Source organism: Algibacter sp. Ld11 (genome assembly GCF_045066735.1).
Taxonomy (GTDB): Bacteria; Bacteroidota; Bacteroidia; order Flavobacteriales; family Flavobacteriaceae; genus Algibacter.
Window position 1 is genome coordinate 1 of record NZ_JBISHH010000023.1, and the last position, 15,412, is coordinate 15,412.

Sequence of the window (15,412 nt, forward strand, 5' to 3'; positions counted from 1 at the left end):
TGTATCTGTGTTCTCGGTTTGATTTCCTGCTAATACGCTATCATCGTTTAAGTCTTGCTCTGTGCATGATGTAAATACTGTTACTAATAAGGCTAATATGAATGTGATTTTTAATGCTTTCATTATTTTGTGTGTTTAAAGTGAATTGTTTCGCTATTTGTTTGTTATCTATTCGTCGATGTCGCCGCCTGTGAATTCATCAATATCTCCGCCTGTATCTGTGTTCTCGGTTTGATTTCCTGCTAATACGCTATCATCGTTTAAGTCTTGCTCTGTGCATGATGTAAATATTGTTACTAATAAGGCTAATATGAATGTGATTTTTAATGCTTTCATTATTCTGTGTTTTTAATGTGAATTGTTTCGCTATTTGTTTGTTATCTATTCGTCGATGTCGCCGCCTGTATAATACGCGCTCGTTGCTTCGTCATTTCCTAGAATTTCATCATCATTTAAATCTTGCTCTGTGCATGATGCGAATGCTGTTGCTAATACTGCTACTAATAATGTAATTTTTAATGCTTTCATTGTTTTGTGTTTTTAAGGTTAATTTTAAAAATTGGCAAATGGAATCCTGGCCCGATAATTTGTACGAATTAAAGGGTAAAAAACTGGTAATTATCTTAAGATCAGTGAAGCAAAAGTACAGAAGAATTTTTTTAAATTTTCAGTAAAAAAAGGATTTCCCGTAAAAAACATGCATAAAAAGGCTTAGCCTTACCGTAAAAATAAGGTTATTCTTGCGTAGAATGCATTACGTCGATAATCAGTCGCGACAAAGGCATTAAAAAAAAACAAATTGAAAGTAAAATTCTACAAAAAAAGCTATTTTTAGCTATAAAGTGGATTTATTTTTGACAATACTCGTCTTTACAATCTTAGTTTTCACATCTGCATTAGCAGGTAAATTTTGCATTCGAGTAATTAACATTTGAGCAGCACTTACTCCAATCTCTTTTGCATGTTGACGAATAGTTGTTAATTTTGGGATGGTATGATTAGAATCTGATTTACTTGCAAAAGCAATTACAGAGAAATCTTTTGGTACTTTTAGTCCTAAGTTTATAGCTGTGTTTAAAGCTATGATTCCAGACGAACTATCGGCTGCTATAACGGCATCAACGGTTCTATTCTTTTTTAAGAAAGATTTTATTTTTTTCTGATGATCGTCTTTTTTCTTTTTTATCTTTAAAACCAGTGGCTCTTGTACACCGTGCTCTAAGATTGCTTTATTGTATCCGCGCTCACGTAACTTACCAACACTGAGGTCGTTAATATTACTAATAAAGACAATATTTTTTCTTTTTTCTTTTAATAAACTCTTAGTTGCATTATACATGGCGTCAAAGTCATCGACTATAACTTTGTCGCACATGACATCGTGAGCAACCCGATCGAACATAACAATTGGTAACCCTTGACTAATGGTTTTTTTGAAGTGTTCAATTTCATTATTAATTTGTGTTTCTTCGGCCACCGATAAAATAAAACCATCTACACTACCATTGGCAAGTAATTGCAGACTTTGTTTTTCTTTTTCTAACGATTCATTCGATATACACGTGATAATATTGTAGCCATGTTTTGCAGCCTCAATTTCGATTCCAAAAAGTACTTTGGCCAAAATTCTGTTTAAAATATTTGGGATGATAACGCCTATGGTTTTCGTCTTATTATTTTTTAAACTTAACGCGACTTTGTTCGGTTTGTAATTGTACAGTTCTGCAAGCTCTTTTACACGTCTCACAGTATCCTCTCCAATTTCTTCGCTATTATTTAAAGCTTTTGAAACTGTAGAAATTGAAACGCCTAATTCTTTCGCTAATTGTTTTAATGTAACCATACCAGTTTTGAGATATAAAGAAGTGCAATTTACAAAAATAGTATTTTCAATTTAACCTATTACATATAAGTTACAATTATTTTATATTTGTAAAATAGACAATTATTAATAAGTCTCTATTTTATTCTTTCTCATTAATTATGACAGAACTCACCATAAAAGATAAAACACGTCTTCAAGAATATATAAAAATAGAACCTTTTAGAACACATACACGGGTAACCAAGCCGCACAAGCATAATAAATATTTAGAATTTATTTATTTTACTAAAGCTACGGGTTTCCATGTTATAGATCACTATAAAATAGAAATAAATCATCCCATCTTTTTTATTGTGAGAAAAGAACAAATTCATTATTGGCATTTAACCTCAGAACCTCAAGGCTACGTTATTATTATAAAAGAGGAGTTTATAGAGCAATGTTTAGATATTAAAATTAAACAACAGCTAATAAACATAAGTGCATTTACTTACTTGATAACTAAAGATAATAAAACTATCGAACAGTTATTTAAACTTCTAATTCACGAAAATAAAAACAAAAAAAACAAAGCTATTGTAGAAGGTCTATTAAAGGTGTTGCTAGGTAAACTTCTTCAAATTGAAAATAAAAAAACACCAAGTAACCTAACCATTTATCAAGAATTTATTGTGTTATTAAGCCAGCAAGAAACGCTATCTAATAGTGTAAAGCACTATGCAAACATACTCAATACTAGTCCGCAAAACCTGAACACAAGTTGCAGAAACGAATCTAATAAAACAGCTTCCGAAGTTTTGTCTAATTTTATTTTAAGTGAAGCCAAGCGTTTACTCTTATATACTGAAAAAAACATATCTCAAATCGCGTATACACTTTCTTTTAGAGATAATTCACATTTTACAAAATACTTTAAGCGGCACGTTGGAAAAACGCCTAGCGAGTTTAAAAGCAAAACATGATATATACCATAATTTTTTCAAAAACACCATTTTGTTTTAAGCAATACCTATAGCTTTGCTTCAAACAATTAAACGAACTAAAAAAATAACATTAAGTAAAATGAAACTTAAAATCTCTTTGGCATTCACAATGCTTTTCTTTTCAACCCAACTTATCTTTAGTCAAATAAGCGGTAAAATTATTGATGGTGACACCAACGAACCATTAGAGTACGCTACTGCAGCCCTATACAAAACCAACGGTGATTTAATTACGGGTGTTGTCACTAATATAGAAGGGCTCTTTTCTTTAGAAAACATTAAATCGGGCACGTTCTACATAGAAGCCTCTTTCATGGGATACACTTCTTATAAATCGGAAACTATTCAAGTTAATAAAAGAGGACAAGCTATTAACTTAGGACGCATTAAATTAACTTTAGGAAGCCAATTAAACGAAGTTATGATAAAAGCAGAACGTTCTGCTGTTGTTCATAAAATTGACCGTCAAGTATTCGATACAAAAAAATATCAAAATGCCGAAGGTGGCAATGCCGTTGATGTTATAAAAAACTTACCATCGGTTACCGTAGATGGCCAAGGTGAAATTAGTGTTCGTGGTAGTAAAGGATTTACAGTTTTGGTAAATGGAAAACCAACACAAGGCGATGCTGCTTCTATTTTAGCACAATTACCTGCAAATGCATTAGAAACCGTAGAACTAATTACAGCGCCATCTGCAAAATACGATCCAGAAGGAAAAGGTGGAATTTTAAATATTAAAACAAAAAAAGGAGCTACAAACGGTACATTTACTCAACTTAATGTTCGTGGTGGATTTCCTTCTATTGAACCTTACGATACTAAAGTACCGGCAAAACGCTATGGCATAGATGCTACAGTAAATAAACGTACCGATAAATGGAATATTTCTCTTGGAGCAAGTTACCAACGTAACGATAAAACAGGACGTCGTGAAGGCGATATGTTTATTGTAAACCAAGCCGAAAACAAAACCACCTTTTTACCTTCGGATGGTGAGCGTAGTTTTGATGAAGTTAGTTATAATGGCCGTTTTAATGTCGATTTTACACCTAATGAAAATGATGAGTTTTCACTTGGCTTTTTCGCAGGGAAACACACCAAAGAGCGGCTTGCCGATATTGTTTACTACGATAACCACGCCGTTTCACCAATTGGAACAGAAAACAGGTTATACACTTTTGAATATTATAACCACAACTTAAGGATTAGAAAAGGAGATTTCGCTTTAGGTAGTTTCGATTATGCACACAAATTTAATGACGATTCTAAATTATCCACTTCTATTTTATATGAATACACTTTTTTAGGTGGCCCAACTGTGAATGATAACTTAGGCCATCCTGATAATTCTATTATCTACCAACAAGAGTACAACACTAATGATAATCCGCTTTACGGAACACGGTTCAACCTAGATTACGCGTGGAAACCATTCTCTTTCGGAACACTTGAAACCGGCTACCAATACCGAGATATTGATCACAAAGGTGATTTTGTTTACGAACGTGATGGCGTTTTAGTACCAGAATTCTCTAGTGATATCCAATTAAAACGTGCCATTCATGCTGGTTATGCACAATTAACAGGCAAAAAAGACAACTGGGATTATAATGCTGGCGTGCGTTTAGAATCTATGGATAGAACGTACACCGAATCTTTAAAGAGTGAAACAACTCCAAATGTTTACGAATACGATTTTGTAAAACTATTTCCTTCTGCATCTGTGCAATATGCCATTAATGATAAAACGAACATTAAAGCTGCATACAGTAAACGTGTAGAGCGCACCACCACTTTAAAAATGAATAGTTTTGCCGAGCGTGAACATTCAGAAGTTTTTGAGCAAGGTGATAATACCTTATTACCAGAGTTTATAGATTTAGTTGAATTGGGCGTAACAAAAAAATTAAAAGGAGGCAATTCCGTTTATGCAACCACGTATTTTAGACATGTGAATAACGTGATAAACCGAGTAAACACATTAGCTTACGAAACCAACGGTGCCATAATAGACAGTGTTATAAACCGTGTATATTCTAACGTTGGGAAAAGCAATGCCGTAGGCTTAGAGTTTGGAGCAACACTTAAACCTACCAAAAACTGGACAAACGTTATTGGTGCAAATATCTATAATTATGCTATTGATGGTGTACTAAACTTTAATCACAGAGATGGTGTTTCTAGAAGTTACAATATTGATTCAAAGTCGACGATTTACTCTTTCAACTTAAATTCAACCTATTCATTTTGGGACAATGCATCACTGCAATTTACGTTCAATTATCTGTCCGATAGAAATACTGCTATGGGCGAAGACTCTAGATTCTATTCACCAAATTTAGCATTTAGAAAAACATTTTTTGACGATCGTTTAACAGCAACGTTACAATGGCAGAACATAGATATGGGATTACTTAGCACAAATGAACAACGCATTACAACTTCTAGACTAGACCAATTTTATACCACCACAAATTACAGATATGAAGTTGATATGGTATCTTTGAATTTATCGTACACCTTTAATACGGTTAAAAATAAATCTAAATTTATTGATAGTGAATTTGGTAAAAAAGAGTTTTAATAAATGACTTTCATAATAAAAATTAAACCTGCAAGACTTGAACATTTTGCAGGTTTTTTATTTTAATATTTAACTAACATCCCTGTCAATTCTAGTTTGTATTTTTGTGCTAAGAACTATTTTATATGAATTTATCTGAAGTAAAACTCGTTGTCACCGATATGGATGGCACACTATTAAATAACAATAGTGAAGTAAGCAATCGCTTTTTTAAACAATTTGAAGAACTTAAAAAACGAAATATTCATTTTGTAGCAGCTAGTGGGCGCCAATACCAAAGCATTGTGCATAAGCTCGATTCTATAAAACACGATATTTCTATAATTGCAGAAAACGGTGGATTAATGCAGCACAAAAATGAAACCAATGTGCTTTTAAAATTATCTAATGTAGATGTTTTGAAATCTATTGAAATACTCCGTAAAACTAAAGACTGTTATATTGTTTTATGCGGAAGAAAAAACGCTTATATTGAAACCAATGACGCTGAATTTATTTCAAAATTCAGTGAATATTACACTGCTTATAAAATTGTTGAAGATTTAACAAAAGTAACCGACGACGATTTTATGAAAATAGCTGTTTACCATTTTAAATCTTCAGAAGAGCATATTTTACCTCATATTTCAGAAATAGAAAACGATTATCAAGTAACAGTTTCTGGGCAAAACTGGCTCGATATTTCGCATATAGATGCCAATAAAGGCTACGCTTTAAATATGCTACAAAAAGACATGGGCATTAGTAAAAATGAAACTATGGTTTTTGGCGATTATAATAACGACTTGCAAATGCTACAATTAGCACATTTCAGTTATGCTATGCAAAATGCGCATCCTAATGTAAAGCAAGTAGCTAATTTTGAAACTAAAAGCAACATGGATCAAGGAGTAGAGACTGTTTTAGAAGCCCTAATAAACAGTAAATTTATTTAGAAGACTACGCTAAAACAGTAAAAAGCCTTCCAATTTCATTAAGAAAAAAGGAAGGCTTTTTATTTACAGTATTTAAAACTTACTTTCTAACCGCTTTTACAATAGCTAAAGCTGCTTTTACATCTTTCTCTAATTTTGCGTAATCTTTATTAGCAATAATATCTTTAGATATTAATTTAGATCCCATACCAACACAAGTAACACCCGCATCAAACCAACCTCTTAGGTTTTCTTCAGTTGGAGAAACTCCACCTGTAGGCATAACGCTTGTCCATGGTTGTGGGCCTTTAATTCCTTTTACAAATTGTGGTCCGTAGATATCACCAGGGAAAAGTTTTACAATTTCACATCCCAATTCTTCTGCTCTAGTAATCTCAGTCAATGTTCCACATCCTGGAGACCATAATACTTTTTTACGATTACAAGCAATTGCAATATCTTCTCTTAAAACTGGAGTTACAATAAAGTTTGCTCCTAAAGCCATGTAAAGTGAAGCTGCAGCACCATCTGTTACCGAACCAACGCCCATAATCATCCCTGGTAATTCGGCGATAGCATATTTAGTTAATTCACCAAAAACTTCGTGAGCGAAATCGCCACGCGCAGTAAATTCCATTAATCTTGCTCCACCATCGTAACACGCTTTTAATACGTTTTTACTTAATTCTATATCGTTATGAAAAAATAAAGGAATCATCCCTGTATCTTTCATGGCTTGCGCCACTTCTAATCTTGAAAATTGTGCCATTTTATTATATTTATTCGTTAAGTTAAATAAGCTGCTAAGCTGTTGATTCGCAAATAAACGACTCAACAGCTTAACAAATAAACTTATATATTATCTTGCAACACGTCCTGAAGCATCTCCACCCATAAGCTTCTCAACTTCGGCAACAGTTACTAAGTTTGCATCACCTTTAATAGTGTGTTTTAAACAAGATGCAGCAACTGCAAAGTCTAATGCATTTTGATCATCTTCTGGGTATTTTAATAATCCGTAGATTAAACCTCCCATGAACGAATCTCCACCACCTACTCTATCTACGATATCAGTAATTTGGTATTGACGCGTTTGTAACATTTCTTTTCCATCATATAAAACGCCTGCCCATGTGTTATGAGATGCAGAGATAGAACCTCTTAAAGTAGTAATTACTTTTTTAGCTCTTGGAAATTTTTCTGTCATTTGCTTACAAACTGATAAGAAAGCTTCTGCTTTAACATCATGTCCTGCTGTTTGAACAGCTGCTCCATCTGGCTTAATACCAAAGTGCATTTCTGCATCTTCTTCATTTCCTAAAACAATATCACAGTAAGATGTTAATTCTGTCATCACAGCTTCTCTATGAGCATCATCACAGTAATTCCATAATTTCGCACGGTAATTTAAATCTGTAGAAATAGTAATTCCTTTTGCACTTGCAGCTTTTACAGCTTCTAAACATACATCTGCAGAACCTTGAGAAATTGCAGGTGTAATTCCTGTCCAATGGAACCATTCACATCCTTCAAAAACAGTATCCCAATCAATCATTCCTGATTCAATTTCAGCAATTGCAGAGTGAGCACGATCATAAACCACTTTAGAACCTCTTGATACAGCTCCAGTTTCTAAGAAATAAATTCCTAAACGATCTCCACCATAAACAATTTTATCAACTCCAACACCTCTTTTACGCATTTCCATCATAGCACACTCACCAATATCATTCTTTGGTAAACGTGTTACAAAATCAACATCTACACCGTAATTAGCTAAAGAAACCGCTACGTTAGACTCTCCACCACCATAAACTGCGTCGAAATTATTTGCTTGTGAAAATCTTAAAAATCCTTGAGGAGCTAATCTTAACATGATTTCTCCGAATGTTACTACTTTACCCATTTTTTTAATACTTATTAATTTAATTAAAGTTGCTTAAACGTTTAACCAAAAAATTAAAAATAAATCAAAACCTTATATTTTAAATATCGTGCTTTGATTATAAATACTAACTCAGTATATTTGCTTAAACGTTTAAGCAAATATATAAAAAATTTCATTGTGAAAAAGAAAACAACCATAAAAGATATTGCAAACGTTTTAAATATTTCTGCCGCCGCGGTTTCAAAAGCACTTCATGACGACTCCAGAATTAGTGATAAAACTAAAAAAGCCGTAAAACAAGTTGCAAAAAACCTAAACTACCAACCCAATCATTTAGCTAGTGCTTTACGAAGCGGTAAAAGTAATTTAGTTGGCGTTATCGTACCACGTACAAATAGCAACTTCTTCTCTTCAGTTATTCAAAATATGGAAGAGGTTTTAAATAAGGCCGGTTACAATATTATTATTACGCAATCTAATGAGTCTTATCATAAAGAATGCGCAAATATTGATACCTTATTATTCACACAAGTCGATGGTATAATTGCTTCAATGGCCAATGAAACTATAGATTTAAGTTATTATGAAAAGATAAAATCGAAAGGTATTCCATTAATTTTATTTGACCGTGGTGAAAATGATTTAAACGTAGATTATATAGGTATTGATGATTACAACAGCAGCCATATGATTGTGGAGCACTTGGTAAACCAAGGTTGTAAACGCATTGCCCATATTGGAGGTTTTAAACGTACTCGAATTTTTAACAATAGAATTCGTGGTTATGTGGATGCTTTAAAAAAATATAATTTACCACAAGATCCAGAACTCTTAATTGAAAGTAGCCTAACAACTGAAGATGGTAGAGAAAAAATGACTCAATTATTAGCTTTAAACAATAGACCAGATGCTGTTTATGTTGCTGGAGATTATGCTGCTTTAGGTGCTTTTCAGGTTTTAAATGAACAAAAAATTAAAATGCCTGAAGATATTGCTTTAGTTGGTTTTGGAAATGAAGCTTTTACAGCTATAGTTTCTCCAACCATTTCGAGTATTGAACAACATAGCTCAGAAATTGGCCAACTTGCTGCTAAAACCTTTTTAAAGCACGTTAAAAAAGAATCGTTTACCCAAACACTAAACAAGATTATTTTAAACGCGGAACTGATTATTAGAGACTCTTCTAAAAAACAATAAAGCGTCTTTGTAATTAAACAAAGACGCTTTATAAGTTTTGACTAAATCTATAATTATTTAGATACCTAAAGCTTGTCCACCACCAATTTGGATAGTTTCAGCTGTAATAAAAGATGCATCTTTACTAGCTAAGAAAGAAATAACACCAGACACTTCCTCTGGCTGACCTAATCTACCTAATAAAACACTGTTTGCCCAAGAAGCAAAAACTTCTGGTTTAGTCGCTTTAATTTGTGCGTGGAAAGGCGTATCAATAGTACCAGGTGATACTGCATTTACTCTAATTCCGTATTCTGCTAAATCTTTAGCTAAAGCTCTAGTGATAGATTGTACTCCACCTTTAGATACTGAATAAATTCCAGCTCCAGGTCCTGCACCATTCCATGCTGCATTAGAAGTATAGTTAATTATGCTAGGGTTTTCACTTTTCTTAAGGAAAGGAATAGCTGCTCTTGATGCAAAAAATACTGAATCTAAGTTTAAAGCCATAACAAATCTGTATTGTTCAGTTGTCATTTCTTCAAATCTAGCTCTAACACCAATACCACCTGTGTTGTTTACAAGAACATCAATTTTCCCGTATTTTTCACCAATTTTAGTAATGTTTTCAGTTACTGCTTCGTCTTTTGTCATATCAAATCCGAAATATTCAGCAGTAATTCCTTCTGCAGTAAGTTCTTTTACACGTTGTGCACCTACTTCATCTTCAATACCATTTAATACTACAGTGTATCCGTCTTGACCTAATCTTTTTGCTACTTGAAAACCAATACCACCTGTAGCACCTGTTATAACCGCTACTTTTACTTTTGAATCACTCATCTTTTTTAAATTTAAGTTTTATTATTATATGCTTTATTTTTTATTTTTCTTTTAACGGATGTACTTTAGGAATTAAAAACCAAACAGCTGATAAAGCTATTATAGCTAATGCTCCACCAATTAAAAATGCAGGTGTATAGTTACCTCCTGTAGTTACAAACGTAACTAAGATAGTAAGTCCTGCAGCTCCCAATTTAGCTCCCATTCCTGCAAAACCAGAAAGCGTACCAACAATTTTTCCACTGTAAAGATCACTCGGAAGTGTTTGAATATTTCCAATAGCCACTTGAAAACCAAACAGTAGCACGGCCATAATAATTACCGCATTGATGGCTGTACCAGGCGCTCTTAAAAGAAAGAAGCAAGGAATCATAATTAAACAGCCCAAGGTGATAGTCATTTTACGAGTTTTATCTACAGACCATCCGGCGTTTAATCTATTTTTAGCAATTAAGCCTCCAGAGATTGCGCCAATCATAGCACCAACATAAGGTACCCATGCAGAGAACGCTATTTCTTTTATATTTAAACCAAAAACCTCTGATAGATAAATTGGTATCCAAACAATAAAAAGCCACCAAATAGGATCGATTGCAGAAGAGGCAATTATAACACCCCAACTCTCTTTACGCTTTAACAATTCTCCTGTATTAGGACTATAGCCATCATCGTAAGTACCATCATTGTCAATATCCTGATTTTTTTGTCCAGAAAGAATATATTGTTTTTCTTCATCTGATAACCAAGGGTGAGATTTAGGATCCCCCTTAACAATAAATAACCAAGGTAATAACCATAAAAATCCAAGAGCTGCAACAACTATGAATATAGCTTTCCAATCGAAATAAGCAGATAACAACCCAATAACTGGATAAGCAACTATACCTCCAATGGCTGCTCCGGAATTAAAAATTCCCTGAGCAAGTGCACGCTCTTTTGTCGGGAACCACTCTGCATTAGCTTTAGCCGCTCCAGGCCAATTTCCTGCCTCAGCAATCCCTAAGATTGATCTAAAGATTGAAAAAGTTAGCATACCTTGTGCGAATGCGTGTAAAAAGGTAGCAATCGACCATACACCAATTGAAAGTGCAAATCCAATTCTGGTACCAATCCAATCGAAAATTTTTCCAAAAAGAGCTTGACCTCCAGCATATGAAAGTATAAATACAGTTGATATGGTACCGTAAATAGCTTTATGGCCATCCTTATCCATTTCAGGAAATAAATCGTTTGCGATATCAGGCCAAAGCGCTCCAAAAGCTTGCCTATCTATATAGTTTATAACTGCAGCCAACGCAACAAGTCCTACAACCCACCATCTTAATCCGTTTACTTTCATAACTTTATTATAATTAAGTTTAATTTAAATATTCGATTATATTCGAATACGTTATTTTTCAAATGAGATTCAATTTATTCAACCTTATAACAATATTGATAAAGAATCTTAAAATGATCCTTCATTTTTTGTTTGGCTAATACGGGGTCTTGCTTTTTTATAGCATCGTAAATATCATTATGCTCTTGAATTCCTACAACAGCCTGATCTATATTACAAACATGGTACTTACCGAAATCGATAATTATTTGCGGTGTAATAGTTAACATAAACATGTTTATGGTGCTATTTCCACTTGCTTTTGCTATAGCTAAATGAAAAAGTAAATCTTCTTGAACAGCATCTTCTCCAGACAAGGCTTTTTCCTTGTAAGCATCTAAGGCTGCTTTTATATTTTTTAAATCTTCTTCCGTTCTTCGTAAAGACGCTAATCTCACCGTTTTTAATTCCAACAAAATTCTTGTTTCTACTAAAGATTTAAAATCGGAAGACTCTAACCTTAAAATGTCATCAATCATTCCGTTCATAGCAATTACACCTATATTTGCTACAAAAGTGCCACTTTGAGGAATAGATTTTAATAAGCCGTAAAACTCTAATTTTTGAATAGCATCACGAACGTTAGAGCGTGTTACTTCAAACTTTTCAGATAAGGTTCGCTCTGCAGGTAGTTTATCTCCAGGCTCTAAGTTTTTAAAATTGATTAGATCTCTAATTTTACCAATTATATCGTTTTGTGCTTTCTGACTATCGCTTAATGTAACTACTTCTAACTTCATATTTTTTTCAATTTAATGACTACCAACCGGTTAACACTTACTTATGATTAACCAAATAATGGTGCTAAACTTAAACAAAACAGTTAAGTTATTAATCCTGTTTTATCTAGTATATTTTTATAACCTGATCAAATAGATTTCTATTTATTATTCCTTTAATGGCTTACTTCAAGTTCGTAATACTTAATTTTAGAATACGCCCCCTCATCTCTTGATTGAAAATAATTTCCTGCCTTAAAATAGTTTTCAAAAACACCCCACTTTCTCATGTGTATATCTTCATAAACCTTGTACTCATTATTATTCAATACAACAACCATTTTACCTTCAGATACTTTTACTTCTAACGTAAATTTTCTAAAACCAACTTCTTGTTCAAAATTAAATCCGTCATCATCATCCCAAGCATCTTCATGCAATAAAGCTTCACCAGTTGCGCTTAAATCTTTAAGCACTTTTGTCTTCACTCTAATTTTACCTCTATCCCAATATATTTTCAAAATTGGAGGTGCGTTATTATCTTTTTGACCAATTAAATCTCTTTGTTCATTTGTTAAACGCCCATGAATTTGCATGATAATAGTTCTATGATACTTACCGTCTGAATCTTTTGTTGTTTCTCCCATGGCTAGTTTCCCTTTCATGTTAGCACCATCTGCAAAGGTCCAGTTCGTATTATTATCACCAGGAACCATTTGCTCCCTTAATTCAGATCTTGTGTACTTTGTATTTGCCGTTGTGGCATTACTCGGAAAAGAATAAAAAACCAATGCTCCACTAGTAGAATCATTATACATATATGGTAATAACCTTTCGTCTGTGGCGTAATCTAAAATCTCTGGAGGCTCAATGTTCATTGCGCCACCCTTACTATTCTTTTCAGGAGTTGTAACACTCCAATGACTTAAATCTATATTTGGAAGCTTAATTTTTTTCTTCCTTTTTTTCTTCTTCTTTTTATTTTCAACTTTAATATCCGAATCTGAAACGTTGCTTTTCTGTGCATGACAAGCAACGTTTCCAGATAGAAAAGCTGTTAATATAATTACTAATATTTCTTTTTTAAAGTGTTTCATTTTTACTAAAAATATTTTTATTAAAACCCAGGAGTTTCAATTGAAATATCATCTAAATATACTTCTGAATCTCCATTTATACCACTAGATGGTACGGCATAAAATACAGCATTAGATGAGCTCGCTATAAAGCTAAATGTATGTTCTACATATGAATTTGGATTTCCTGAAACCGTATATACTACATCACTATTTCCTGCTAAATCATTTTCATCTTGAACTTCATTATTTAATATATATATATTAAAATCATCTGCAGATTCTGTTCTAACATACATGGTTATAGTATACTCTACTCCAGTTTCTACCGCAAATGGCTGGTAAGCCCTACGGTCGTTACTACTAAATTTTAAAGCGTATGTACCAAAATTTGCCGAAGTTGTAATACCGGCAGCTTTTAAGCCTAAACCATCTCTAAGTCCCGTATTATCCCATAAGTACGGACTATCCGATCCATCTTTTAATGTATTTGGAGGATCTGTTTCCCAAGCATCATTATTATCATCTTTATTTGCTGTAAACTCGTCCATAGTACCATTAAGAATTGCTGCTGCAAAAGTTGCGGTAACTCCAGTAGGCTGACCTGAAGCATCAAAACCAGGTGTTTGAATTGATATATCGTCTAAATAAACTTCAGAATCTCCGCTAATTCCACTGTCTGGCACAGCATAAAACACTGCCGTTGAAGAACTTGCTCTGAAAGTAAAAGTGTGTTCTACGTATGAGTTTGGATTTCCTGAAACCGTATATACTGCATCACTATTTCCCGCTAAATCATTCTCATCTTGAGCTTCATTATTAAGCATATACACATTAAAATTATCTCCTGTTTCTGTTCTAACAAACATTGAAACGGTGTACTCTACTCCAACCTCAACTGCAAATGGTTGATAAGCTCTACGATCGTTACTACTAAATTTTAATGCATAGCTACCGGTATTAGCAGATGTGGTTATTCCAGCAGCTTTTAATCCTAAGTCATCTCTAAGACCTTTATTATCCCATAAGTATGGACTGTCCGATCCGTCTTTTAAACTATTTGGAGGATCTGTTTCCCATGCATCGTTATTATCATCCTTGTTAGCTGTAAACTCATCCATTGTACCATTTAGAATAACGGCTGCAAAGGTTGCTTGAATGCCTCCAACTGGAACCCCAATTGTTATACTTTTAGATACACCTGCTTCATTTGTAGTTGTTAATATTACATCATAACTACCTTCTCCTGCATAAATATGTGTTGGGTTCTGCTCTGTTGATGTAGTACCATCACCAAAATCCCAACTATAAGAAACTGCTAAAACTGATGCATCCGTGAAATTTACGGTAAAACCTGAGACAGCAAACGTAAAATCTGGAACGGTAGATAAAACCAAGCCTTCGATGTTTTTTGATACAGAAACACTTGCTCCTAAAAAATTAGTTGCAGTAAGCGTTGCTACAAAAGTTTCTGCTGTTTTATAAACATGTACAGGACTAAAATCGGCATCATCTTCAGTATCTTCAGAATCCCATTCTAAAGTTTCCTCATCACCAAAATTCCAAACTAAGCTATTAGCTCCAGAACTAAGGTTTTGAAAAGTTACTTCTGAATCTACTATTGTAAAATCAAAATCAAGAAAAAGGGGAGCTACTTCCGATGAATCTTCTGCTACCAAACCTTCAGAACTTTTTGTGGTAAGTTTTACGGTATATAGACCTCCAACAGCGTAAGTATAATTTGGATTTGCATCTGTAGATGTGTTACCATCTCCAAAATCCCATAAATAAGAAGCAGCATCTGTTGAATAACTTCTAAACACAAATGACATAGTATCATCTGCACTTGTGCTTGTTGTAAATAATGTATTTGGTTGTATATTATTTACATTTCCTGTAGGCGGTATAAACTCATCGTATCCGCTATCATAACAAGATATAAGACCCAAAAACATGAATAGTAAAGCTAAAACGCTTCTATCTAATTTTTTAAATAATTTATAATTCATAATATTAAATTTTT

General features: G+C 33.5%; 14 protein-coding genes. 4 read left to right on the top strand and 10 right to left on the bottom strand.

Translation table 11 applies throughout. From position 1 onward, the window contains the following. Positions 1 to 168 precede the first annotated feature (168 nt). The 3 genes from ACJJV4_RS09440 to ACJJV4_RS09450 form a co-directional block, all read right to left on the bottom strand. Complete coding sequence (locus ACJJV4_RS09440) at positions 169 to 336, bottom strand: hypothetical protein (protein WP_405293766.1); 168 nt, start codon at positions 334 to 336, stop codon at positions 169 to 171. 45 nt (positions 337 to 381) lie between these two features. After that, positions 382 to 528, bottom strand: coding sequence for a hypothetical protein (locus ACJJV4_RS09445; protein WP_405293768.1), 147 nt, complete (start codon positions 526 to 528; stop codon positions 382 to 384). Positions 529 to 835: 307 nt separating this feature from the next. Beyond that, positions 836 to 1,843, bottom strand: coding sequence for a LacI family DNA-binding transcriptional regulator (locus tag ACJJV4_RS09450; RefSeq protein ID WP_405293770.1), 1,008 nt, complete (start codon positions 1,841 to 1,843; stop codon positions 836 to 838). 140 nt (positions 1,844 to 1,983) lie between these two features. Between ACJJV4_RS09450 and ACJJV4_RS09455 the strand changes: the two genes are divergently transcribed. The 3 genes from ACJJV4_RS09455 (at position 1,984) to ACJJV4_RS09465 (ending at position 6,330) form a co-directional block, all read left to right on the top strand. Continuing rightward, entirely contained in the window at positions 1,984 to 2,787 is an 804-nt protein-coding gene (locus tag ACJJV4_RS09455) for a helix-turn-helix domain-containing protein (RefSeq protein WP_405293772.1), read from the top strand. Positions 2,788 to 2,887: 100 nt separating this feature from the next. Beyond that, positions 2,888 to 5,395 (top strand): outer membrane beta-barrel protein, encoded by a 2,508-nt coding sequence (locus tag ACJJV4_RS09460; protein ID WP_405293774.1) that lies wholly within the window; start codon positions 2,888 to 2,890, stop codon positions 5,393 to 5,395. A 125-nt stretch (positions 5,396 to 5,520) separates the two neighbouring features. Further along, entirely contained in the window at positions 5,521 to 6,330 is an 810-nt protein-coding gene (locus ACJJV4_RS09465; protein ID WP_405293776.1) for an HAD family hydrolase, read from the top strand. 79 nt (positions 6,331 to 6,409) lie between these two features. Here the strand turns inward: ACJJV4_RS09465 and ACJJV4_RS09470 are convergent, their stop codons facing one another. Together ACJJV4_RS09470 and ACJJV4_RS09475 are read right to left on the bottom strand one after the other, a co-directional pair. Beyond that, a complete protein-coding gene (locus ACJJV4_RS09470; RefSeq protein ID WP_405293778.1) occupies positions 6,410 to 7,078 on the bottom strand; it encodes a bifunctional 4-hydroxy-2-oxoglutarate aldolase/2-dehydro-3-deoxy-phosphogluconate aldolase in 669 nt (222 codons plus the stop codon). 90 nt (positions 7,079 to 7,168) lie between these two features. Beyond that, entirely contained in the window at positions 7,169 to 8,215 is a 1,047-nt protein-coding gene (locus ACJJV4_RS09475) for a PfkB family carbohydrate kinase (RefSeq protein WP_405293780.1), read from the bottom strand. 156 nt (positions 8,216 to 8,371) lie between these two features. Here ACJJV4_RS09475 and ACJJV4_RS09480 point away from each other — a divergent pair, with 156 nt between their 5' ends. Further along, positions 8,372 to 9,394, top strand: coding sequence for a LacI family DNA-binding transcriptional regulator (locus ACJJV4_RS09480; RefSeq protein ID WP_405294162.1), 1,023 nt, complete (start codon positions 8,372 to 8,374; stop codon positions 9,392 to 9,394). 57 nt (positions 9,395 to 9,451) lie between these two features. Here ACJJV4_RS09480 and ACJJV4_RS09485 read toward each other — a convergent pair whose 3' ends face one another. The 5 genes from ACJJV4_RS09485 to ACJJV4_RS09505 form a co-directional block, all read right to left on the bottom strand. Continuing rightward, a complete protein-coding gene (locus tag ACJJV4_RS09485; RefSeq protein WP_405293782.1) occupies positions 9,452 to 10,216 on the bottom strand; it encodes an SDR family NAD(P)-dependent oxidoreductase in 765 nt (254 codons plus the stop codon). Between the two features lie 40 nt (positions 10,217 to 10,256). Continuing rightward, on the bottom strand, positions 10,257 to 11,555 hold the full coding sequence (locus ACJJV4_RS09490; protein WP_405293784.1) for an MFS transporter: 1,299 nt from the start codon (positions 11,553 to 11,555) through the stop codon (positions 10,257 to 10,259). Between the two features lie 74 nt (positions 11,556 to 11,629). Further along, positions 11,630 to 12,334, bottom strand: a complete 705-nt coding sequence (locus ACJJV4_RS09495) for a FadR/GntR family transcriptional regulator (RefSeq protein WP_405293786.1) — start codon at positions 12,332 to 12,334, stop codon at positions 11,630 to 11,632. A 155-nt stretch (positions 12,335 to 12,489) separates the two neighbouring features. Continuing rightward, a complete protein-coding gene (locus ACJJV4_RS09500) occupies positions 12,490 to 13,410 on the bottom strand; it encodes a polysaccharide lyase family 7 protein (RefSeq protein ID WP_405293788.1) in 921 nt (306 codons plus the stop codon). 20 nt (positions 13,411 to 13,430) lie between these two features. Beyond that, positions 13,431 to 15,398: a PKD domain-containing protein gene (locus ACJJV4_RS09505; protein WP_405293790.1), complete on the bottom strand. Its 1,968-nt coding sequence runs from the start codon at positions 15,396 to 15,398 to the stop codon at positions 13,431 to 13,433. Positions 15,399 to 15,412: the final 14 nt, after the last annotated feature.

Coding starts and splice junctions, on each gene's coding strand:
- ACJJV4_RS09445 (WP_405293768.1), bottom strand. CDS start 528: ATGAAAGCATTAAAAATTACATTATTAGTAGCAGTATTAGCAACAGCA.
- ACJJV4_RS09495 (WP_405293786.1), bottom strand. CDS start 12,334: ATGAAGTTAGAAGTAGTTACATTAAGCGATAGTCAGAAAGCACAAAAC.
- ACJJV4_RS09455 (WP_405293772.1), top strand. CDS start 1,984: ATGACAGAACTCACCATAAAAGATAAAACACGTCTTCAAGAATATATA.
- ACJJV4_RS09490 (WP_405293784.1), bottom strand. CDS start 11,555: ATGAAAGTAAACGGATTAAGATGGTGGGTTGTAGGACTTGTTGCGTTG.
- ACJJV4_RS09470 (WP_405293778.1), bottom strand. CDS start 7,078: ATGGCACAATTTTCAAGATTAGAAGTGGCGCAAGCCATGAAAGATACA.
- ACJJV4_RS09505 (WP_405293790.1), bottom strand. CDS start 15,398: ATGAATTATAAATTATTTAAAAAATTAGATAGAAGCGTTTTAGCTTTA.
- ACJJV4_RS09450 (WP_405293770.1), bottom strand. CDS start 1,843: ATGGTTACATTAAAACAATTAGCGAAAGAATTAGGCGTTTCAATTTCT.
- ACJJV4_RS09465 (WP_405293776.1), top strand. CDS start 5,521: ATGAATTTATCTGAAGTAAAACTCGTTGTCACCGATATGGATGGCACA.
- ACJJV4_RS09485 (WP_405293782.1), bottom strand. CDS start 10,216: ATGAGTGATTCAAAAGTAAAAGTAGCGGTTATAACAGGTGCTACAGGT.
- ACJJV4_RS09440 (WP_405293766.1), bottom strand. CDS start 336: ATGAAAGCATTAAAAATCACATTCATATTAGCCTTATTAGTAACAATA.
- ACJJV4_RS09500 (WP_405293788.1), bottom strand. CDS start 13,410: ATGAAACACTTTAAAAAAGAAATATTAGTAATTATATTAACAGCTTTT.
- ACJJV4_RS09460 (WP_405293774.1), top strand. CDS start 2,888: ATGAAACTTAAAATCTCTTTGGCATTCACAATGCTTTTCTTTTCAACC.
- ACJJV4_RS09475 (WP_405293780.1), bottom strand. CDS start 8,215: ATGGGTAAAGTAGTAACATTCGGAGAAATCATGTTAAGATTAGCTCCT.